General features: G+C 55.1%; 14 protein-coding genes, 1 tRNA gene and 1 pseudogene. 6 read left to right on the top strand and 10 right to left on the bottom strand.

The genetic code is table 11. The features are described 5' to 3' along the window. Positions 1-216 precede the first annotated feature (216 nt). The 5 genes from NLK58_RS15890 to NLK58_RS15910 form a co-directional block, all read right to left on the bottom strand. Entirely contained in the window at positions 217-687 is a 471-nt protein-coding gene (locus tag NLK58_RS15890; protein WP_117619417.1) for a DUF2489 domain-containing protein, read from the bottom strand. Between the two features lie 19 nt (positions 688-706). Continuing rightward, a complete protein-coding gene (locus NLK58_RS15895) occupies positions 707-3,001 on the bottom strand; it encodes a molybdopterin-dependent oxidoreductase (protein WP_341581270.1) in 2,295 nt (764 codons plus the stop codon). Between the two features lie 160 nt (positions 3,002-3,161). Next, on the bottom strand, positions 3,162-6,389 hold the full coding sequence (locus NLK58_RS15900; protein WP_341581271.1) for an Ig-like domain-containing protein: 3,228 nt from the start codon (positions 6,387-6,389) through the stop codon (positions 3,162-3,164). Between the two features lie 12 nt (positions 6,390-6,401). Further along, complete coding sequence (aupA, locus tag NLK58_RS15905) at positions 6,402-7,739, bottom strand: alkane uptake protein AupA (protein WP_341581272.1); 1,338 nt, start codon at positions 7,737-7,739, stop codon at positions 6,402-6,404. A 371-nt stretch (positions 7,740-8,110) separates the two neighbouring features. Beyond that, positions 8,111-8,584 (bottom strand): choice-of-anchor N protein, encoded by a 474-nt coding sequence (locus tag NLK58_RS15910; RefSeq protein WP_341581273.1) that lies wholly within the window; start codon positions 8,582-8,584, stop codon positions 8,111-8,113. Between the two features lie 71 nt (positions 8,585-8,655). Here NLK58_RS15910 and NLK58_RS15915 point away from each other — a divergent pair, with 71 nt between their 5' ends. The 3 genes from NLK58_RS15915 to NLK58_RS15925 are packed head-to-tail and all read left to right on the top strand — an operon-like array spanning position 8,656 to position 11,024. Next, positions 8,656-8,964, top strand: a complete 309-nt coding sequence (locus NLK58_RS15915) for an IS66 family insertion sequence element accessory protein TnpB (RefSeq protein ID WP_341581274.1) — start codon at positions 8,656-8,658, stop codon at positions 8,962-8,964. Further along, positions 8,964-9,332, top strand: a complete 369-nt coding sequence (gene tnpB, locus NLK58_RS15920; RefSeq protein ID WP_341581275.1) for an IS66 family insertion sequence element accessory protein TnpB — start codon at positions 8,964-8,966, stop codon at positions 9,330-9,332. Before NLK58_RS15915 ends, tnpB begins: the two co-directional genes overlap by 1 nt. 45 nt (positions 9,333-9,377) lie before the next feature. Further along, positions 9,378-11,024, top strand: a complete 1,647-nt coding sequence (locus tag NLK58_RS15925; protein WP_341581276.1) for an IS66 family transposase — start codon at positions 9,378-9,380, stop codon at positions 11,022-11,024. A gap of 42 nt (positions 11,025-11,066) precedes the next feature. Here NLK58_RS15925 and NLK58_RS15930 read toward each other — a convergent pair whose 3' ends face one another. The 3 genes and pseudogenes from NLK58_RS15930 to NLK58_RS15940 form a co-directional block, all read right to left on the bottom strand. Continuing rightward, positions 11,067-11,345, bottom strand: a complete 279-nt coding sequence (locus NLK58_RS15930) for a choice-of-anchor N protein (RefSeq protein ID WP_341581277.1) — start codon at positions 11,343-11,345, stop codon at positions 11,067-11,069. Positions 11,346-11,892: 547 nt separating this feature from the next. Further along, entirely contained in the window at positions 11,893-12,249 is a 357-nt protein-coding gene (locus NLK58_RS15935) for a hypothetical protein (RefSeq protein ID WP_341581278.1), read from the bottom strand. A 149-nt stretch (positions 12,250-12,398) separates the two neighbouring features. Next, positions 12,399-13,942 (bottom strand): annotated as a pseudogene (locus NLK58_RS15940) (IS3 family transposase). Positions 13,943-14,225: 283 nt separating this feature from the next. Here NLK58_RS15940 and NLK58_RS15945 point away from each other — a divergent pair. The 3 genes from NLK58_RS15945 to NLK58_RS15955 all read left to right on the top strand — a co-directional run bounded on the left by NLK58_RS15945 (position 14,226) and on the right by NLK58_RS15955 (position 19,560). Beyond that, entirely contained in the window at positions 14,226-18,257 is a 4,032-nt protein-coding gene (locus NLK58_RS15945; RefSeq protein ID WP_341581279.1) for a hypothetical protein, read from the top strand. A 498-nt stretch (positions 18,258-18,755) separates the two neighbouring features. After that, positions 18,756-19,058 (top strand): DUF1778 domain-containing protein, encoded by a 303-nt coding sequence (locus NLK58_RS15950; protein ID WP_106672860.1) that lies wholly within the window; start codon positions 18,756-18,758, stop codon positions 19,056-19,058. Next, positions 19,030-19,560, top strand: a complete 531-nt coding sequence (locus NLK58_RS15955; RefSeq protein ID WP_341581280.1) for a GNAT family N-acetyltransferase — start codon at positions 19,030-19,032, stop codon at positions 19,558-19,560. The genes NLK58_RS15950 and NLK58_RS15955 overlap by 29 nt, the downstream gene beginning before the upstream one ends. A 264-nt stretch (positions 19,561-19,824) precedes the next feature. Here the strand turns inward: NLK58_RS15955 and NLK58_RS15960 are convergent. Then, positions 19,825-19,901: transfer RNA gene (locus tag NLK58_RS15960), tRNA-Ile, on the bottom strand. 99 nt (positions 19,902-20,000) lie between these two features. After that, the gene (gene rpoD, locus NLK58_RS15965) at positions 20,001-21,851 is read right to left on the bottom strand and encodes an RNA polymerase sigma factor RpoD (RefSeq protein ID WP_117619426.1); all 1,851 of its coding nucleotides are present in this window, start codon (positions 21,849-21,851) and stop codon (positions 20,001-20,003) included. Between the last annotated feature and the right edge of the window lie 53 nt (positions 21,852-21,904).

The following is a 21,904-nucleotide window of genomic DNA, read 5'->3' on the forward strand; positions in this document are numbered from 1 at the left end:
CTCCCACCGCAGATGATGGTGACCGCCCTGTCTTTAATTTAGACTCTGCCAGGGAAAAGAAAAGTCAACCGTATGCGCCTTAAAGGAATGAGCATGCCGTCAGTTTTTGAAGGTTCCCGGACTTATTGATTTTCTTGGCTAAATTCTGGTGAGTCCTGGGAGTCCTGTTACAAAATATAACAAAAATAAGGTCTGACCAGTTGTGGCTGGAAGCATTCAAGGGGTGTCGGGCGAAAACGAATGGTGTCGAAGGGCGGTTGCTGCCCGGCGTATCTCGTCAGCGTGTTTCTGCTCAACTTCAAACCGTTCCTTGTCCATCTTTTCGATAAACTTTGTCTCAGTGGCCTGCCGAGCCCGATGGGTGGGCATGTGCTGCAACTGATCGTGCACTTCCTGAAATACCCGAAAAGGGGACCGCTCCAGCAAGTCTGGTGCAATGTGGTCCAGCAGGCCCTTGAGCCGCAGGCAGGCTTCGGAATATTCGATCTGATCCTCTTCAATCGCCATCGCGATGACATGAACACTGCGGATCATGTCTTTTCTGCGGTTTGCCTGGAACTCCTTGGCTTTGGCCTGTCGTTTACGGTTTTCCGAGAGCAAAGTCATCTGCCGGCGGATAAACACCAGCATCAGAACGATGGCGATCACGCCGGTGATGATCAGACTCCACTGCAGCCACTGAGGCATTATCAACTCCTTTTATGGATCAGGCCCGTTTCCGTTGTCGCCCGGGGCGCCAGACTTTGACAGTAACGGACTGACCATTCAATACGGACGTGCCAGAGAGCGGATCAATGTCACCGTCGCTGAGCACATCGTTTATGCTCGCTCCGGCATGGGCTGCCGCCACTGACTGGCCGGTGCCCTCGCGGTCGTGACCCCAGCCATGGGGGATTGAAACGACGCCGGGCATGACATCTTCGGTGATTTCTACAGGTAGAACAATCTGCCGGGTTTCTGCACTGATTTTGGCCGAGTCGGTCGCCTGCAGTCCCAAGCGGCTGGCATCTTTGGGGTGAATCATCAGGGTGCAGCGGTCTTTACCTTTCACCAGGCGCTGGCTGTTGTGCATCCAGGAATTGTTGCTGCGAACATGGCGCCTGCCGATCAGGAGCAGGTCGTCGTCAGCGGGTGTTGCCAGTATGTCGTGTAAACGCCCGAGATCGTCCAGATACCGCCTGGGCGCCAGATTGATTCGGCCATCCCGGGTAAAGAGTCGATCCGGAAGCGAAGGCTGAAGCGGTCCGAGATCAACCCCGCTCGGGCATTCCCTGAGCGCGTGCAGCGAGAGGCCCTTGGGCAGGCCCTGCCAGTGGCGGTTCAGGGGGCTCAGTTTTGCCAGACCCCTGAGCGGATGCCGCTGCGGGAGAATATCCATGATCAGATCAACGGCCGGTTGCAACACCCCGCGTGCCCGGCCGACGTCTGCGCCATAGGGGCCGGCGCGCAGCAGCAGATCCAGAATCGGATCCGGGCCGATCTGTTTGAAGGTGCGCCAGCCCAGCTCTGAGCGCAGCGGCAACCGCCCGCCTTTTTGGCGTCTTTCAAGACAGTGGGCAAGTTCCAGCAGGATCTGCCAGTCATGGCGGGTATCCGGGCCCGCATCAAACAAGGGCTCGCTGTACTTGGCGACGTTGCGCACGGCAAGCATGTTGAAAATCAGGTCGTAATGACTGCGCTCAAGGGCTGCGGTCGGGGGCAAAATGATGTCGGCGTGGCGGGTGGTTTCATTCAGGTAGTAATCCACCGAGACCATGAAGTCGAGCCCGCCGAGAGCCTCTTCAAGCCGTCGTCCGTTGGGACTTGAGAGGACCGGATTGCCCGCTACAGTAACAAAGGAACGGATCTGCCCCTCGCCCGGTGTCAGCATTTCATCGGCCATGGTGCTGGCAGGGTATTCTCCGGCAAACTCCGGCAATCCCTTCACGCGGCTGTGGCGTTTGCCAAAGTGACCGTTCTGGCCAGACATGGCGCCGAGCTCCACCAGATCGATGGCCGGCTGGGTAAACAGAACACCCCCGGAAATATCCAGTTTGCCGGTAAGAATGTTGAGGCAGTATGCGAGCCAGGTGGCGACGCCGCCAAACCGTTGGGTGCTGGTGCCGATGCGGGTGTACAGGGCGGCCTTTCGGGTCGTGGCCAGCTGTCGGGCGAGTGCCCGGATATCCTTCGTGGCAACGCCGGTACGGGCGCTCACCGCTTCCGGCGTGAAGGCGAGGGAAGCCAGGCGCAGCAGATCAACATCCTTCACCAGTCGCTCGGCAGGCCCCGGGTCCACCAGGTTCTCTTTAAACAGGGTATGCACCATGGCCATCAGCAGCAGGGCATCGCTACCGGGACGGATGAAATGGAATTGGTCCGCCAGCTTTGCGGTTTCGGTCCGGCGGGGGTCTACCACAATCATTTTCCCGCCCCGCTGTTTCAGGGCTTTGAGCCGGCCCCTGAAATCGGGCACGGTCATCAGACTGCCATTGGACGCCATCGGATTGGCACCGATGCAGATAAACAAATCGGTGTGGTCGATGTCCGGAATCGGAAACAGGATCTGGTGCCCGAACATTTCCAGGCTGGCCAGCATGTGCGGCAACTGATCGTTAGAGGTTGCCGAGAAGCGGTTCTGGCTGCCGATCGCCCGCAAAAACGGCATGGTAGCAACCAGGGAGCCATGGTTGTGGACATTGGGGTTGCCCAGGTAAACGCCGATACTGTTGCGGCCATGGTCCTGACGGGTCTGGTGGAGCTTTTCTGCAACCAGATCGAAGGCCTGGTCCCAGTCCATTTCCTGCCAGCCGGTCGTGGTTTTCCGGATCGGCTTCCGCAAACGGTCCGGATCCTCGTGGAGATCCTGCAGCGCAACCGCCTTTGGACAGATGTGCCCCCGGCTGAGCGGATCATTTTCATCACCCTTGATGGAGTCAATGTGACCGTCTTTCATTTCAATAGCGACACCGCACATGGCCTCGCAAAGGTGACAGGTACGGTAGTGGGTGCCGTTTTCCATGAAGGGGGTCTCCCGGAGACTGTTGCCATGGCTGCTGAGGTTTCATTTTGCAACCAGATTAGCAGGAAATGGACGGGAGGGGGAAATAAGGATCGGTCGTTTCAGAGGCAAAAAGGGCCAGCTCGCAGGCCGGCCCTTCGTGCACAGGTCTCAGAGCCTTCTATTGCTCAGCTGGGATCTCCTTCACCGGATTGGAGATGAAGTTGAGGTAGACGCCCTGTTCGGGGATCTGAAGGGGCAGATCTATCGTCACAATTTCTCCGCCAGGGACTCCCAGGGCCCGCGCGCGGACATTGATGTCGACCAGGTTCGAGTTTCGTTGCTCAATCTGCATCCGGCCGTCGTCGAAGAAGGTAATGTTCCCCTCGAGTTCGAGCACGAATTCCCGGCCGTACAGATCGTGGCGGCCGCCCAGCGGTATTTCCATGTCCGGTGCATCGAGCATCAGTTCGGCGCGGGTCTTGAACACCGGCTGGCCATTGTCGCCTTCGGTAATTACCCCGGGGATCAGGCCCGAGCGGCTGCAGGAGGGCCCGGAACAGGCCGGGTCGTCCTTAGTGTAGCGCATACGAAGGACTTGGGTATTGGTGATGGACTCTTCCTGTAGCGGGATGAACCCGAAAACCCGCAGCTCTGTGAACACACTGATTGATGTGGTCGCAAGCTGGGTGGGGTAGAGATTCACCAGAATCCCCTCATCGCCTGTCGGCTCATACACACCGGGGCCGACAACTTCGGTATTCAGGGCGTAGGTCTGATAGATAAACTTGTTCTTCGGGCACCGCTCACCGGTCTCGCAGCCAACCCGTGCATCGGCGGTACTGGCCACGATCACAGGAGGGGATGCTGAGGCCTGATTGTTCCGCACTCTCAGTTTGGTTGAGTTGGCTGAGGCTGCCCATCCGTCGTTGTCGCTGCCCTCATGGGCGAAAGGCTCAAGACAGTCCGGATTGGTGTTGGAGTCGCAGTCCACCAGGAAGTTGGCGTTGGTGTCCCGAACAGGCAGGTTCCGCAGAGGCGCGAACACGCTGTCCAATGGCTCGGCTCCGGTGAAGTAAATCACCATGTGGTCCGGACCGTTGTTGTTGCCGCCGTCATTCAACCCTTCGAGCAGGTCGGTTTTCAGGGCCAGGCCATCGGAATCGCAAATTGAGGTGTAGGCTCCGTTGGTGCAGGTGCCGGCGTCTTCCGATGACTTCAGGGTGTAACGGTAGTGGGCGCCGGCCTCCCAGGGTTGATCCGGATAGAAGCGGATTCGCTGGAGGCTCTTCTCGAGCCGGCCGGGTAGGTTGCTTTCCAGAACCGTGATGGAACCATTTGACGCCTGGCTCACCTTTTCAACGACGAAGGTGTCGCCCGGAATAATCGACTCCAGGTCCATAGACTTTGAGAACACCACCGTAATGGGGCGATCTGACGGCATGGTGCTGACTGGCAGCACGTCACCGACACCCCCATCCGAATAACACTGTCCCAATACGCCAGCGGAGAGATCCAGCAGGCTGTGGTCGGTCTCGCAGGGATAGCCCGGATAGGTTGTCAGGGCCAGGGCAGGGCGTCGGGTCACAGATGAGCCGCCAATGTCATCCAGTGAAAACTGCAGTGGCACTGTGGTGGCCGGATTGCCGGCCAGATCGGTCAGACCATCAATCACCACTTCGTAGTCAACGCCATGGCTCAGGCCATCTTTCGGATTGAGAATGACGGCGGTTCCGTCCAGGCGTGTCTCAAGGGCATCTACAGGAATGCCATCTGCAAACAGCGAGACGCCTGTCTCAATGGAATCCGGGGCCAGTGGCTCGTCAAAGAACAGAATGACAGGGTCGCCGGGGCGCTGCATGGACTGGCGAGTATCCGGAATGGCGGTCTCACCGCCGGGCATCCAGCTCACCAGGCTTGGCGATGTGCTGTCCAGCTCCCGGAGCAGCTCGGCATCAAGCACTGAGTCGGCATCGGTGGCGGCTTCGAGGTGGAACGCGATGGTTGAGTCAGTGTATTCCTGGCCCAGGAGGTTCGGTTCCACCATGCCAATGGCATCGATAGTGAGAACGCCATCCTGCACCAGGGCAATACCGCGCAATTCCACGCCCATCAGGTCCTGGGACAGAGCCGCGTTGGGCTGTGCATTTTCAGTGTTCATGGAAACATCCATAAACAGCGTGATGTGCCGGGGGGCATTGATATCATCAGTGTAGGGGTTGGGGCTGAGGTAGCCGGAGGCGTCTGACAACATGGTGACCTTGATGTTGCCGGTGGTCTGGAGCTCACCGGTGGCCGCATCCAGAACCGGAACCTTGCCGCCGACCCGAACATCCAGGCTGGTGCTGTTCAGAACGCTTCCCCGGGCAATGCGCAACGGCAGTGCTTCATCGGCGTCGAAAGCCGGCGCATAAGCCAACTCGGCGAACAGGTCCCCGGTTTGCTGGGACGGCCCGGCATTACCCTGAAGAACGGAGTTCAGGGTAACGCCATTGATGATCTGGCCGTTCAGTGCAGACCGGGTCGCGGTCTCTTCGGTTTCTCCTGCCGCCAGGCCGGAGTCCACTGCCGATTGCTGGAGGACCACGGTCGGGCCGGTATCCCGTGGTGTGAAGCTGAACTCGCGATTGAGTCGCTCACCCTCGGGCCGGATCTGACTGGCGAGGTTGTTGAGCCGGAGGGTGTAAGTCTGGCCTGTGTCGAGAACATCATTCTTGCTGCCGCACTCCCGGGGATCTTCGGCCACGCACGGATCGACGGTTATCCGGTTGCCTTTGACCAGAACGGTTGCTGGAACGGCCTCGCCACTTTCGTCCAGCAACTCGATTGAACCGCCCAGACTCTTCCAGTCAGGATGAACAGGGTGGGTCATTGCGAGCCGGAAGGTCGAGAAATTCATCGCTTCAAACGGCGTTCCGCTGGCTGGCACCTGCCAGGCCACGTCAAAGCCTTCGGCGGAGTTGGCCAGGCCGGCGATTCCGGAAAAGGCGTTACGGGTACCGAACTGGATGCCGGGTTCACCAACCGCGTTTGGCGTGGCTATCTGCCTGCCACCTTCGGCCGCCAGTGGTTGGTCAAAAACCACAGTGTAGGATTGAAGGGCGTCAAGAGTGCTGGCTGGTGATAACTTCAGGCTCCTGCCTTCGTCAATCCGGCTTACGGAGAAAGGTATGGACTGCCCGCCGGAGGCCAGGCGGATTTTGGTCTGCAAGTCCGCATCTTCATCGGTAATACGGCGGTTAAAACGGAGCACGATATCTGTTTTCGGGCTGACGTTTGTCTGACCATCTGCCGGATAGGAGTAAACCACCAGGCCCGGAGTGGTTTTCTCGTTCATGGTCTGTTCATCCCCGCCGCAGGCCGCGAGCAGCAACGCGGGAATCAGTGCCAGTGTCTTGTTGTAATTCATGGCAAACCCTCCTTAAAACTTCAGGGTGACAGAGCCGCTGACAACATGAACGTCGCCGTCCGCCGTTACGGAAGTTTCGTTGTCGTCAAAATCCACCAGCGTGAAATCCCGCTCCTGCAATTGCTGGTACTGGTAGCCGATGTCCAGGCGTACCGGATAGGCCAACAGGCGGGTGCGGTCATAGGTGGCACTCAGACCGAGGCCAACGACAATTTTGTCGGTATCGAGATAGTTGATCTCCGGGTTGCGGGTGGATTTGAGCGGTGACTCCTCATAGGCAAGGCCGGCGCGCAGGGAGAAGTTTTTGTTGAGTGCGTACTCGGCGCCCACTCTGGGAATCAGGATGTCATCAAACTGAATCCGGTCACCAGGTGCCACGGAGCCCTGATCCTTAATGGTGTCGCCAGCGAACTGCTGCTCAAGCTCCGACCAGTTCTGCTTTTCGATACTGCCGCCGATACGCCAGCTGTCGCCCCTGTACTGGGCGCCAAAACCGAAGGTCTCCGGCTGGAAAGAATCGATGGTAGAGACCGCAAGACTCAGGCCCGGGTCCGGGATGGTCTGGGTCACGATAATGTTGGAGTCGACCGTGGTTGAGGCAGAGGATTTGGTCCGGTAGGTAAAAGCCGTCTCCCATCCCTGAAAGAAACAATCGCTTTCCGGGCAAAAGGTGCTGCCAAGATCAATGCTGGTGCCCAGAATGGTCTTCAGGGAAGGTTCGGCATTGACTGCAAGTCGCTCGCGAGTGGTTTCGCCACCCAGAGTGGATACAGCATCCAGGTTCGCCGTGGCATCAAGCGTTACCCTCACCGACGCACCGGCGGAAATCCCGCGCCAGAGAGGCGTTGCGCCACCGATATTCAGGAACAATGGCTCCTTGCCATATTGCAGGAATTGGCCGCTTTCCGTGGTCTGCGAATCGAACGCCAGCATCTCCTTGCCGTACTTCTCGACACCGGCGATGAAGCCCAGATAAATCGGATGTTTGAAGCGGGTCAGCGAGCCAAGGTTGGTCTTCATACCAATCAGCACATGCTGGCTGGGTGAGCTGGAAAGCACATCGCCATTGGCGTTCGGGTTGGCCGAACGCAGTTCCTGCTCTGAGTGCAGGATGCCGGCCGTCAGCTCGCCTCGCTCGTCTTTGGTCAGGTAGGCCGGGTTGTAGTAGGTGGCGGATACCTGATCGTTGAACATGGACAGCGACTGGGCGGTTGCCACATCCACCGGCATGACGCCGTAGGTGGTGCCGAGGTTGCCCATGCTGGCATTTGCCGGGAGAGAGAGACCTGCTGACAGAGAGGCGATGGCGACGGACAGGGCCCGTACTGAGAGCCGGGAGGAAATAGCCATTGATACACTCCATTACTTCGTTGTTTTTATGCTCGGGCCAAGGCCCGGCCCCTGACGCACGGCTGGTACGCAGGTGGTTCGGGTAATAGTGTATGTGGCTTGTCTTTTCAGGACGTTGGCTTTTTTGACATCGAACAACGTCTTTAGAACCAGCACTGCAAGAGGGAAGACGTAAGTGCGTGTAGTTCTGGGAGAAGATATTCAGCTTACAATGTTGTTAAGGGGATTAGTCGCGGCTGAGCTCAGGTGCTGGCACAGGAAAGGAGGCCCCAAACCGCCCGAAACGGAGTGCGGAAGTACACTTGAAAGAAAAGGTCCCAAGTGCAGGGCCTTTGAAATTTGTGAGCTTTAATGTGTCAATTAACCCGACACTAATTGGTTCTTATACGTCGCCGTATTGCAACGAGTCCCATTAGCCCTATGCTGAACAGCGCCAGGGTTGAGGGTTCAGGTACCTTTACCGGCCCACAATCACGATCGACGCAGTAGGCGGCATCATGAGAGAAGGGAGCAAAGTCGGTGATTGCCGTCCTTTGGCCATTAGTTTCGCCGTAGGTATAGAGATCAAAATGAAGACCGTAGCCCCCTGCCAGTGATGACGCATCGATCTGAAATACCTGCTTGAACAACTCCTCACCGGCAGGTCCAGCCGTATCGTCCTGGACGTTGTAGGAGGCAATTGTGGGCAGGCCGGCAAAACTGAATGCGAGTTGGTAATAGTAGGTATCGAAGATTCCGTGTGGGGCAAGTTCTCCGCCGTTGGAGACTGATGCGACAGGCGGAGTGCCATATTCGGAGGCGCCAAACAGGGTGGAAAGCGCCGTGCCATTTACGTAAGCGCCCATAAATCGGCACCTGTTCCATAAACCCAGGATTTGTCACATTGATTCCTTTCTTTAAATCGAGGAGGAATCCTATGGTCAATTCTGACCTGCACGCATCATGGCAACAGACGCTCTCAAACTGGCAAGAATCGGGCATGTCCGGTGCTGCTTTCTGCAAGCAACAGTCACTCAGCTACCACCGATTTGTCTACTGGCGTCGAAAGCTGAACGGCAGCACGGATGACAAAAAGGCTTCCCCGTCCGGATTTGCTCGCGTCGCTCCGGTTCCGAAGGATCAGGCGACAGATGGCCTTACCGTCTCGTTGCCCGGCGGCGTTTCGATCACCGGTTTACACGCGGGTAACATCGAGTTGCTGGGCGTGGTCCTGAGGCAGCTGTGATGCGAAACCGGTATCTGCGCCCGTCGTGGGATCTGCCAGAGATCTATCTGTACCGGGCACCAATCGACTTCCGCAAGCAGGCCAATAGCCTGGCACTGCTGGTGGAGCAGGAGCTTGGCCATAGTCCGTTCTCCGGTGCACTCTACGCCTTCACCAACCGGCAGCGGAACAAAATCAAGTGCCTGATGTGGGAAGACAACGGTTTTGTGCTCTATTACAAGGCCCTGGCCGAGGAGAAATTCAAGTGGCCGGGCCCATCTGACGAGCTGATGCCGCTGACCGGCGAGCAGATTAACTGGCTGTTGGACGGGTACGATATCAGCCTGTTGCGGGGGCATAAAACCCTGCATTATGAGAGCGTCGGATAGCACTTTTTACGTGTGCCAGGGCGTTGTTTTTGCTATAATTTAGCCATGAAAACAACACCTGATAACGCCACTTCAAACCCCGATTTCAGCGGTCTCTCTGCCGCTGAAATGGTGGCGGTTATCAGCGGTCTTCAGCAGCAACTCGCCTCGAAAGAGGAAGCCTTTCTGAACCAGGAGGCCAAGCTGAAATCCCAGGCATCAGCACTGGAACAGCGCGATCAGGCCATCCAGAGCCGGGACGCCCGCATCGAGATCCTCGAAGAGTTACTGCGACACAAGAAGATCCAACAGTTCGCAGCCAGTAGTGAAAAGCAGCCCAATCAGATCCTGCTGTTTGATGAAGCAGAACTGGAAGTCGAGATCGATGAACTGCGTGATCAGCTGCCGGATGACGTGGAGGAAAAAGACGCACCGCCACGCACCTCCCGGAAACGTCGTCAGCGCGGCTTCTCCGACAAGCTTCTGCGCGAGCGTATTGAGCTGACCCTCAGTGACGAAGAGAAGGCCGGTGCCAGTAAGACCTTCTTCACCAAGGTGAAGGAAGAGCTGGAGTTCATCCCCGCTCAGTTGAAGGTGCTGGAGTACTGGCAGGAAAAGGCAGTGTTCGAACAGGACGGTGACGAGCGCATCGTCGCTGCCTTCCGTCCGGTTCATCCGCTGGGTAAGTGCACCGCCACGCCGTCACTGCTGGCTTACCTCATCACCTCCAAGTACGCCGATGGCCTGCCGCTGTACCGGCTGGAGCAGATGCTCAAGCGCCTGGGCCATGAGGTCAGCCGTACCAGCATGGCTCACTGGATCATCCGGCTGGATGATGTGTTCAAACCATTGATCAACCTGATGCGGGAAGTGCAGAACAGCAGCGATTACCTCCAGGCCGACGAAACCCGGATCCAGGTGCTCAAGGAGGATGGCAAAACCGCCCAATCCGACAAATGGATGTGGGTCACCCGGGGCGGCCCACCGGGGCATCCCTCGGTGCTGTTCGAGTATGACCCCTCTCGTGGCGGTAAGGTACCGGTGCGCCTGCTTGATGACTTCCAGGGCATATTGCAAGCCGATGGCTACTCCGGCTATGGTAAGGTGTGCCGTGACAACAATCTGACCCGGATCGGATGTTTAGATCACGCAAGACGCAAGTACGTGGAGGCTTCACGGGCGGCACCGGCCAAGGGCAAGAAGGGGCAGCCCTCGAAAGCCGATGTGGCTCTGAGCCACATCCGGAAACTGTATGCGATTGAAAAGGCCGCTCGCGATCTGAGTGATGCTGAACGCTACCGGATGCGTCAGGAAAAGAGTCTGCCATTGCTGGCGACCTTCAAAGCCTGGCTGGAAGCCAACGTCAGCAAGGTGCTGAAAGGCTCGCTCACTCGCAAGGCCATGGACTACACCCTCAACCAGTGGGACTATCTGGTGGGCTACTGCGAACGTGGTGACCTGAAGATCAGTAACGCCCTGGCCGAAAATGCCATTCGCCCCTTTGCGCTTGGCCGCCGCGCATGGTTATTTGCCGACACCACCCAAGGCGCAAATGCCAGCGCTACCTGCTTCTCCCTGGTTGAAACGGCCAAGGCCAACCAACTCGAACCCTCAGCCTACATACACCACCTGCTCACGCATATTGCCGAGGCGGATACGGCGGAGAAACTGGAAGCATTGCTGCCCTGGAACGTGGAGCTGGTTCGGGTCTGACATCTCAGTGCGGGTGATGCAAGTGGGTCGATTTAAATGCGCTTACCCATTTACGGTGACACTGCCAAGGTTAGCCGGATCCCCGATATTCTGGGTCTTGGGCAGTAGCGCGACCGAAAGGTAATAGTCAATAGCTGTATCTACTTCGGTTGTCTTGCCCAAGGCCCATAGATCAAATGATGAAGTTGTAGTCACGGTGCTCTCTTCTGTACCGCCTACATAGGTGCCGCCATCAATATCCAGTTGTAGTGTTGGTATGGCAAGCGCAGAGCCCGCTCCCAGCATCCCTGTAACCAAGGCCGCTAAAGTTCCCGTTCTCATAGCGACAATCCTCCAAAATTTCATATGCATGTCCCAACCAGTCAATGGCGGGTGTCCTGTGGAATACATGCAAAAGCATGACCAGAAACTAGAAGTAACGGAGTTTCAACGGCCTGACTTTACAAGGTAATTGCTTGGTAGGTGCTGTGTGTAAAATATGCCGACAAGAATCTGAGCTTTGATGAGTGGTCATGACACCATAACGTGGCCGGTGTTTGTCACCATAAATTGGCCGGGTTTTCCAGCCAATAATAGAATGACCAGATATTGTGGTATTAAGCCTTTTAAACAAAAGCGAACATTCGCCGATCTCAAAACCCCAGTTTCGCAGGGGCAAGGGCCTATCGACGTAACGGTGCGGGTGGCCGAAGGGTTCTGGTGGAATGTCAGTAAAGGCGCCATCATCAAGGCGGCTAATTCCGAGAAGGCTCAACGAAAGCCGGTAAGGGCGCCCGGGTCACTCCGTTACTGAACGACTGCGGCGGTTACGCCCCCACCGTTTAACCTCTATGTTAATTTATCCTCCGTGTTAATTCCGCCATCCAGCTCAGAGGCAGTACTGCTTCCACTGCGCGATGGCGTTTGCGGATCCTTTCAGTGTTAGCGACTCTTCCCTGTCTTCGCCTTTTCCGCGGGGGTCAATCTTGAAGGTAACGCCTTTGCCTCTGGATAGTTCGTCGAGCAGCTCGGGCAAGTCATCGTGATCTTTGATCGAGGCGAACCCACTGGACATTGAATTGGCAAACATATTGCCATCGAATCGGAAAACCTTTCCGTCAGCGTCCACCATCACCATGAAGTCTACAGGGGCGCTGTAATAAGCCAGTGGCATTTCGAAGGAGAAGCGCAGAAGTACGTTTTTTACCACTCCGTCGGTTACGTCGCAGCGAAGGCCAAGGCTCATATACTCAGTTTCGTAAAAGCCCACCTGGTCGGTGTATCCGACGACCTGATCGTAGGCTGTTTTGGCGGTGTAGGTGGTTTCACCGGCAAATCGGTCTTCGGAGGCAGACGTCGTCTGTCAAGGTAGTTGGCACCTGATTCAGTTGGGCTCTAATGAGCCACGCATTGTTCTTTAACAGTTTGCTCTTCTGGTAATGGATTCAACCACACAGCTCCGATCGGCTCACAGTTCCGGATGCTGGTTGACCAGCGGCCAGGGTTCTTTTCTCTGGCCTTTAGCAAGGTGATCTTTCGGCGTGCCAGTATGTCAGCGTCTTTGCCTGCATGGCGGTCTGCCGGTGTCACATAGCGGATAGCGCTGTGACGGTGTTCTTCGTTATACCAGCCGATGAACTTCCTTACCCAGTCACGTGCCAGCTCCAGGTTCTCAAAGCCTTCAGGCGGGTATCCCGGACGCTGCTTGGTGGTGCCGAACAGCGATTCGATATAGGCGTTGTCGTTAGACACACGCGGCCGGCTGTAGGACGGCGTGACACCCAGTTTCTCGAACGTCGCCGGTAACGTGCCACCTTTCATGGCACTGCCATTGTCCGAATGCACCACCGGTGGGTTGTTGATACAGCCTTCACGGAGCAGCGCTTTGCGCAGCACGATTTCACTATTGGCGGCGCTTTCTGCATCGAAGACTTCGGCACCCACGATCTTGCGGCTGTAGACGTCGAGCATGAAGTACAGATAAAAGAATTGACCCCGAACCATAGACTTTAAGTAAGTCACGTCCCAGCACCAGACCTGATTCGGTCTGGTCGCCTCGTGCCGGCGTGGCGGGCCCACTCGTCCGGATGATCGTGTGCCCCGGCGATGGTTCTCATTGTGTTCGGTCAGAACGCGATAAAATGACGATTCTGAGGCGATGTACCAGCCATGGTCATCCAGCAACAGCGGCACGACCTGAGACGGTGGCAGACTGGCGTAATCGGACTGGTGGCAAACGGCCAGGATCATGGCTTTCTCCATTGCGGTCAGTGCATGAGGCGGTGTGTGTTTTGGTGCGCTTGGCCGGCCATCCTCATCACCGGCTTTCCAGCGGCGATAGGTGTTGGTGCCAATGCCCAGCTCGGCACAAGCGCTTTTCAGGCGCGCGCCATCCACACGGGCCTCATCAACCAGCTCTAAGGCATGCTGGCGATCTCGGGTGCTGGTCAGTCGTCCTCGTCCCCCCAGATCGCCTGGGCCTTTTTTCGCAGGGCCAACAGCGCGGCTGTTTCAGCCAGGGCGGCGTCTTTACGCTTCAGTTCGCGTTCAAGTTGCCGGGTGCGTTTTTTCTCCTGCTTGACCGCTTCACGAGAGCGTTTTTCGACCTTTTCATCGCGATCATTGGCGATTTCACAACTCTGGCGCCAGCGTCGAATCTGCTCGGGATAAACGCCCCGTTTGCGACAATACTCATTCAACTCGGACTCGCTCAGTGCGGCGGTCTCAAGCACGGCATTGAACTTATCGCGAGAACTCCAACCTTCCGGATCTGAACCGTGATCTGGCAGTAACTGTCCATTTTTCCGAGCTTCGTTTCGCCAGTTGTAAAGAGTGGCATCGGAAATACCTTCTTCCTCTGCCACTACGGCAACTGGCCGGTTATTAGGTGGCAGTAACTTTTTAAGAATGGCTTCGCGACGCTCCGGTGAATATTTCATGAAAACCTCTGTCTCTCGCCCCACTTTATTGAGAGAGTCTAACATCGGGTGGGGTTCCAACTACCTTGACAGAGGGGGATATTCACTTTGCGACCGTCCAGGCCACCCCAAAATTTCTAAACAAAAGCGAACATTTCCCCCCATCCATTCAACAATAGCGCTCGGCTCAAGAGGGGATAATCGGAAGATTTCTCTTTGGGCAGATTTCGAGTCTGTTCATAGGGGCTATATGTCAGCCAAAATGGGCCTAATTCAAAGGCGGTAGATCAGGCTTGGCGTTAAAATGAGTGAAGAATTTTATTTACCCCGAACACTGAACCATGAGGGTGACTGCCTCACCGAGGAACAGCTGCTTAAGAGCAGTTCTGTCATTATCGTTCTCGCAGAGCCCGGTGCGGGAAAGTCCGAACTTCTGAAAAGCTTAGGACTTCAATTGGGGGTAAAATCGGAATCTGCCAGATTATTCAAGCTTGAGACTGAACCACGTCAATGTGATTTCCTAGTCCTTGATGGGCTTGACGAAGTTGCAAGGCTCAACGAGTCAGGCCTTGATGAGCTTATTTTCAAGGCCAGAAAAAACCAACCTAAGAAGGTTATCTTCGCCAGTCGATCTAGCGAGTGGGAAGAGTCAAACACCCACCTTGTCAAAGAATGCTTCGCGACAGATCCTTATGTTACCTATCTGAATGCTCTTTCAGAGAATGAGCAGCAGGCATTTTTTGGACATCTCTTCCCCGAACAAGATTTTTCGAAGTTCCTACAAGCTGTAGATGCCTTCGATCTTGCTCCACTTCTTGGCAACCCGCTCTTTCTTAGTCTGTTCTCTGAAGCCTTTGTGGAAAGCCAAGGCAATTTTGTGGATAAGAGGCAGGTCTTTCATGACGCGGTTGAGAGGCTCGCCTTTGAGGCAAATAAGCAACGTCCCCAGAGAAACAGCTTTTCGTCTGATGTAAAAATCGAGATATCTAAAGAAGCTTTTACTGTACTTCTACTTTCGGGCGCCGTCGGCATCAGCATTGCGGATACGCTAAAGACGGATCTGTTCCCCCGTCTGCAAAGTATTGTGTCTTCTACCAGGCACAACCCTAACTGTGTCCTGGACTCAAGATTGTTTGTCCCAACTGACGATCAGAACTCTCACCGTCCAGTACACCGGGTTGTCGAGGAATATTGTGCGGCCGAGTATCTTGCTCAACGAATCGATGATCCATGTGATCCATTATCACTACGACAGTGTTTTGCCCTCATAGCCCCCAATTCCGTTGTGCGCGAAGAATTGCGAGGCCTCTTAGGTTGGCTCGCTGCCGTTGGCGGAGAAAGCATACAGCGGGGAGCGATACAGCTCGCTCCGTACGCAGTGTTAGCAAACGGGGACCCTTCCCGATTGACTACGCGCTCAAAAATATACTTACTTCATGCGCTGCGAAAGCAAGCGGATGATGATCCCTACTTCCGTGGTGGTGATGTATGGCGATCGCTCAACATTTCGGGTTTTTTCTCGGCCGATCTCAAGGAGCCAGTTCGCGAGTTATTGTTCGATATAAATGCTGGTATCCAAGTCAGAGCCCTGGTGCTGGATCTTTTGGAAGGAGCGCCTGCTGCAACTGAACTGGACCGGGATCTTACCAACCTGATGCTTGATGTTTCGGAGCCGGCCGGATTGCGCCGTCTCGCTGCTAACTGCCTCGTCGCTATTCACAACCGTGATCACAAGCCGAACCTAGGTGATTTGATAGCCAGAGGCGACGCGGTTTCTCTCGAACTAGGCGCCATGTTTTTCAGGGAACTCGGCAGCCAACAGTTTGGCCGAGAATCACAGAAGGCGCTTCTATTGAGCTCCGCCGTTCTTTATTCAAACGATGATGCACTGAGAGCGGATGACAACGTAGGTTCTCGACTTTTCATCACACGATATATCCACTCTCTCGACGGTAAAGAGGTTGCTTGGCTCCTAGACGAGCTGAGCAAAGGGCTACAATGCACGTGCGGTGCCGAAAACCGGTTTGAGTGCCATTGCAGGGACGGTATCAGCAAGATTATCGGGCATTTGCTCGATCAATTTTTTGAAAGCGAGCATGCCGATATCGAGGCGCCCAGAATTTATCATTGGATCCGAAACCTCAATTTCCACAACGATATCGATGGACAGCGTAGTAAGGCGACGGACGTACTTCAGAAGAACCATTCGCTTCGACAGGAACTATTGAAAATAGCCTGTGATGATCGAACTGCTTCCGAAACCGAAGAGCCTTTTCTCAACCCGTTTTTGTTCCATCCTCACATCCACTCTGGTATTAAGCTACAAGCTCAGGACTCGGTCGTCTTGGCTCGCCATGCCTTTACCGTGGGCAATATGCGCTTGTGGCGTGCTCTCCACATGAGAGCGCTTCCTAAAACACGCGGCAATTTTCAGGAAGTATCAAAGCTTAGACATCTAATGCGCCAACAAGCGGCTGAGGCCAGTGAATTCATGCGCCATTGGTATAAGTTGGAGCGTGAATCCAAGGCATGGTGGGAAGAAAACCAACTAAGGTGGGAGAGGAAAAGCCGCAAGTCCCAAGCAAAACAAGAAAAGCGGTTGGCGCGGAATAGGGCGGCTATGGAGCGTGATCGCGATTTAGTTGAATCCGGGAAAAATCTCGGTTTCCTGGGGAATATTGCTACCCTCTACCTTCACAATCCTGAGGAGATAGAAAGGCGCTTCGGGAATCTCGAAGCAATTCGCCGGTCATTTATCAATTGTCGTCTCCATCTTCAACCTCATCTGCCTTCCCTAGCGGAAACAGCAAACCTTCATTGCACAGGTCGGTTTTTGCCAGCGGAAAGGATCTTGATGGCATCAAGTGTTGAAATATTCCGGGAGACCGGTTCACTCGAAACGCTCGATCAGCAAGCCCTCGAAATACTTAGGGCGAATATCGATCTAAGATTCGATAGCGTCCAAGAAGACGAGTGGGCTCAAATCCGTCAAGAAGCGGATGCTCGCCTGTTCCAAAACGATGCAGACAAGCGCAGCTATTTGATTCGGTTCGTCAAAACACAGCTGGATAGCCATGGTCCCGATTCGAGGCCGGAAGGAGTTCATTTGCTTCGTGATGATCCGATGTTTTCGTCCATTGCCGGTCCGCTTGCTCTTGAGTGGCTCGACGACTATCGCGGCAATAATACTTGGGTGTTGGAATGCCTCTTTGACGCTGCTTTGAAGGCTGGTCGTATGGATGAGCTAGTCGGGCGGGTTCAACAGCGAACGCATGACTGTCTGGAGGCATGGTCGAGTGCGTGCGACAGGACTCCACGCGAGCCAGAACTTGTTTTTTGGTGCTTACGGCATCTTTACTTTGTACCTGACCTCCATCCGCTGATGTCAGATTGGCTTTCAAGCGACCAGGACCTTATTTTCGAGTTTGAGTCGCTGTTCGGCGGGCTAATGAGAACCGGGACTCCGTCCTGGCCACGCCTAAGCGCCCAAAAAATACGTTTGATTCTGGAATCGTTCATTGACGATTGGCCAGCGGTGCACTTACCCACCCATTGGGGTTCTGATAGTCCGAGAGAAGAGCGAGCCTATAGGCTTTTGAATGATCTGGTGTGGCAGATAGCAAATGACCACCCGGAGAGCAGCTTGTTGGTCTTGGACCAGCTCCAAGCTGACGGGCGCTTCGAATGTTTTCGGGAGAAGCTCAAAACGATGAAAAGTGGCGCTTATCGCACGATCGCGCTTAGAAACTATAGTCCGCCGTCCCCCTCCGACATTTTCAATGTGCTTCACCGAGATGAAGTAGTTACGGTTGAAGGCCTCAGGCAACTGGTGCTGGAAGAGCTCGAATCACTTCAGGGTGAAATATCAGGCGGTGAATTTGATACAGGCAATCTCTTTTACAACGGCGATAGGAGGGTCGGAGAAGTTGAGGCTTCTAAACGAGTTGCGGATCGCCTCTCCATCAAACTTCAATCCAAAGGCATTAAGATTGAAATCGAAGACCAGGTTAAGAGCGCAAATCGCTGCGACATCTCAGCAATCAAAATGTTTTCTGGCAAGGAATTAATGCTTCCCATCGAGGCAAAAGGACAGTGGCACGAGGATCTGTATACCGCCGCGTCGATGCAACTCGATCAGCTCTATGCTATTCATCCGGCAGCTCAGGGCCAGGGCATTTACTTAATCTTCTGGTTTGGATCCTGGGAGAAAGTCGAGGGTCGGAAACGGCATGGCCTGGAGACAGCCAGTCAACTAAAAGCAGCCATTGAAGAGCTTCTCGATCACGGACTTAAAGGGCGCATCGACGTCTTCGTCTTGGACGTGTCACGTGGATGAAAAGACCGTAGAACCATCCTAGGACCTCTCCATGCGGCGCAGAGCAAACGGGGTAGAACCCGACGACCGAGACTCGGCCGTGATAGGAAAATTCCTCGAGATGGAACCGGTCCTTGGTGCTCATTGCCACGCTGTCCTTTAGTCAGATCTAGGGGCAGTATGTGGAAAATGCAGTTCGCTAACCTGGAGTTGAAAAAGCTAGTTTTTAGCTATGCGGGGGCATTGAAGTGATCACACCTAACAATTTACGCCACACGGACGCATGAGAGTACGCTTGTGCGCTCTCGCGTTATTCCAAAATCTGAATGTTCGCTTTGCGACCTTTGTGCAGCTGAGCACCTTATAAATTGCATGTGCCAAATTGGCACACCCAAGTTGATTAAGGCAATTAAGTATGCCAACATGGCACACGTAGATTGGGTCCGTCGAATCACTTTTTATCAAGGAAGAGGGTTTTCTTGGGTTCCAGTCGAGCCTATCCCACCATCGGTGAAGAATATGATGAACACACAAGGTAAAGACACTCGCTTGGTCGCCCGTGTCGATGAAGAAACGCAGAGACTTATTGCTCATGCAGCAGAGTTAACGGGCCGCAGCTTGAGTCAGTTCCTGATCTACGCTGCAAAGAAAGAAGCACAAGAGGCCGAGCGTCAGGCGCTACAAATTCAGGTTTCCCGGCAAAGTGCTGATCTTATGCTGGAGCTACTGGATAACCCTGAGCCGATTAACCCAAAGCTTCGAGAAGCTGCACTCAACCACAGGAAGTTGGCTGGTGACTTTAAGAACCGAAGAAATCAGTAAAAAACACAATCGGCGAAAGTTTGACTGCGGTAAACCTGCACTCAACGAGTTCTTAAAGAAAATTGCCCGGCAAAGCAGCCAGAAGATGGCGACACGGACTTATGTACTGATTGAAGATGAGGTCGACCCGACGGAGATCCTCGGTTATTACACTCTTCTTCCCAGCACCGTTGTCTTCCCCCAGGGGTATCCCCTGCAAAAGCGGTTTCCGTCGGATCCGCCGGTTTACCGGCTGGCACGGCTTGCGGTTGATAACTCCGTGAAAGGATACGGATTAGGAGCATACCTGCTGATCGAGTGCCTGAGGCGGGTTGTTGATGCGTCGATTTCAGTTGGAGGTATAGGCTGTGCGGTAGATGCCAAAGACGACGACTCAAAAAGATTCTACGAAAAGTTTGGGTTCGTTGCTATTGATGCCGTTGAGGGTGACTCTTTAGCTCTTTGGCTACCTTTTGAACAATGTCTCGAAGCAGTCGAACTCTCACAGACAAGTGGACGGTAGTCGGGTTCTGCCCCGTTACTGCGGATCTCTCTAAAAAGAGGCGGAATTTCTCCCGGGGGAAAGTGTTGGTCTATCCGCCTGAACGTTCGCTTTGCGACCTATCTGTCAATCTACGGTGTCAGTCTCCGGTCACGTTGTGGCGACATGACCCGAATTATGGTTTCAAAATGAGGCGGCCAAAACTGCTAACGTAAGTCACCATAATGTGGCCGTTCCGGCCAATTTATGCTGACATGACCAATGAGTGGTAAGGAGGCTGGCAAATGGTGGGCCCAGCAGGACTCGAACCTGCGACCAAGGGATTATGAGTCCCCTGCTCTAACCAACTGAGCTATAGGCCCATTCAGCGAACGCTGTTTGGAAAGGTGTTTCCGGAGGGGGGAAACAAAGCGGGCGCCATTATACCGGTGAGGTGTGGCGCCCGCTACTGTTTGCGGGAATTATCCCTGATTACCCTGGTCGTCGATAAAGCCACGCAGGTGATCGGAGCGTGACGGGTGACGCAGTTTGCGCAGAGCCTTGGCTTCGATCTGACGGATACGTTCCCGGGTAACGTCGAACTGTTTGCCGACTTCTTCCAGGGTGTGGTCAGTGTTCATCTCGATGCCAAAGCGCATCCGCAATACCTTGGACTCGCGGGCTGTGAGCCCGGCCAGTACGGAGCGGGTGGCCTCGCGCAGGCCTTCGGCGGTAGCGGAATCCACCGGGGAGAGGGCCTGGATATCTTCGATGAAGTCGCCCAGGTGGCTGTCTTCGTCATCGCCGATCGGAGTTTCCATGGAGATCGGCTCTTTCGCAATCTTCAGCACCTTGCGGATCTTGTCCTCGGGCATTTCCATGCGTTCGCCAAGCTCTTCCGGCGTGGGCTCCCGGCCCATCTCCTGCAGCATCTGGCGGGAGATGCGGTTGAGCTTGTTGATGGTCTCAATCATGTGCACCGGAATACGAATGGTGCGGGCCTGGTCCGCGATGGAGCGGGTGATGGCCTGGCGAATCCACCAGGTGGCGTAGGTGGAGAACTTGTAGCCGCGGCGGTACTCAAACTTGTCTACGGCCTTCATCAGGCCGATATTGCCTTCCTGGATCAGGTCCAGGAACTGCAGGCCGCGGTTGGTGTACTTCTTGGCGATGGAAATAACCAGTCGCAGGTTGGCCTCGACCATTTCCTTCTTGGCACGGCGGGCCTTGGCTTCGCCAATGGAGACGCGGCGGTTGATTTCCTTGATGTCGGCGACATCCAGATCCACTTCGTTCTGCACGTTCTGGATCCGCTTCTGGAGGCGAACAATCTCGTCAATGCGCTCCGAAATCGGCGCTGCGTAAGGCTTCTTGCTTTTGGCGATCTTGTCGGCCCAGTCCAGGTTGACCTCGTTGCCAGGGAAGGATTTGATGAAATCCTTGCGCGGCATTTTGCAGTCACGCACGCAGATCTGCATGATCGCCCGCTCGTTCTCGCGCACGAGATCATTGGTGGAGCGAACCACGTTGACCAGTTCATCGAATGCCTTGTTGGCCAGCTTGAACGGCGCGAACACCTGGCCCAGCTCGTTCAGGGCTTGCTGGGTTTTCTTGTCGGAACGGCCGTGCTTGGCCAGTGCCTTGTTGGCGGCATTCAGCTTTTCGTTGAGCAGTTCGAACCGGAGACGGGTTTCTTCCGGATCGGGTCCGTTATCGGTTTCTTCCTCGTTTGAGGAATCGTCGTCATCGTCGGAGGATGAGCCGGAATCGTCCGAGCTATCGGTGGTGGTGTCCTCGCCCATGAACGGCTCGGCATCGTCCGGGTCCAGAAAACCGGTTACCACGTCGCTGATGCGGCCTTCGTTCTCGATAATGCGGTCGTAGGCCTGGCTAACGGTGCCGGTGATGCCGGGAAAGTGGGCGACGGCAGCCATGACATCGCGGATACCTTCCTCGATACGCTTGGCGATGACGATTTCGCCTTCACGGGTCAGCAGTTCCACAGTGCCCATTTCCCGCATGTACATGCGGACCGGGTCTGTGGTTCGGCCGGCGTCGGATTCTACGGCAGCCAGCGCGGCGGCGGCTTCGGCGGCAGCGGCTTCGTCGGCCGTGGAATCGCCATCGGTCATCAGAAGCGTGTCTGCGTCCGGTGCAACTTCAGACACCTGAATGCCCATGTCGTTGATCATGCGAATGATGTCTTCGACCTGATCCGGGTCAGCGATGTCTTCCGGGAGGTGGTCGTTTACCTCGGCGTAAGTCAGGTAACCTTGTTCCTTGCCTCGTGCAATGAGGTCTTTCAAACGTGATTTTTGCGAATTGCCTGACATAGACACCCTGTGAACTCGCTTTTCAGAAGGAAAAAAGTGAAACAGCCATTATA

The sequence above is a fragment of the Marinobacter metalliresistant genome (assembly GCF_038098645.1).
Lineage (GTDB): Bacteria > Pseudomonadota > Gammaproteobacteria > Pseudomonadales > Oleiphilaceae > Marinobacter > Marinobacter metalliresistant.

Bases quoted from the DNA above. Each gene is read 5' to 3' on its own strand.
- NLK58_RS15890 (WP_117619417.1), bottom strand. From the start codon at position 687: ATGCCTCAGTGGCTGCAGTGGAGTCTGATCATCACCGGCGTGATCGCC.
- NLK58_RS15895 (WP_341581270.1), bottom strand. From the start codon at position 3,001: ATGGAAAACGGCACCCACTACCGTACCTGTCACCTTTGCGAGGCCATG.
- NLK58_RS15900 (WP_341581271.1), bottom strand. From the start codon at position 6,389: ATGAATTACAACAAGACACTGGCACTGATTCCCGCGTTGCTGCTCGCG.
- aupA (WP_341581272.1), bottom strand. From the start codon at position 7,739: ATGGCTATTTCCTCCCGGCTCTCAGTACGGGCCCTGTCCGTCGCCATC.
- NLK58_RS15910 (WP_341581273.1), bottom strand. From the start codon at position 8,584: ATGGGCGCTTACGTAAATGGCACGGCGCTTTCCACCCTGTTTGGCGCC.
- NLK58_RS15915 (WP_341581274.1), top strand. From the start codon at position 8,656: ATGGTCAATTCTGACCTGCACGCATCATGGCAACAGACGCTCTCAAAC.
- tnpB (WP_341581275.1), top strand. From the start codon at position 8,964: ATGCGAAACCGGTATCTGCGCCCGTCGTGGGATCTGCCAGAGATCTAT.
- NLK58_RS15925 (WP_341581276.1), top strand. From the start codon at position 9,378: ATGAAAACAACACCTGATAACGCCACTTCAAACCCCGATTTCAGCGGT.
- NLK58_RS15930 (WP_341581277.1), bottom strand. From the start codon at position 11,345: ATGAGAACGGGAACTTTAGCGGCCTTGGTTACAGGGATGCTGGGAGCG.
- NLK58_RS15935 (WP_341581278.1), bottom strand. From the start codon at position 12,249: ATGAGCCTTGGCCTTCGCTGCGACGTAACCGACGGAGTGGTAAAAAAC.
- NLK58_RS15945 (WP_341581279.1), top strand. From the start codon at position 14,226: ATGAGTGAAGAATTTTATTTACCCCGAACACTGAACCATGAGGGTGAC.
- NLK58_RS15950 (WP_106672860.1), top strand. From the start codon at position 18,756: ATGATGAACACACAAGGTAAAGACACTCGCTTGGTCGCCCGTGTCGAT.
- rpoD (WP_117619426.1), bottom strand. From the start codon at position 21,851: ATGTCAGGCAATTCGCAAAAATCACGTTTGAAAGACCTCATTGCACGA.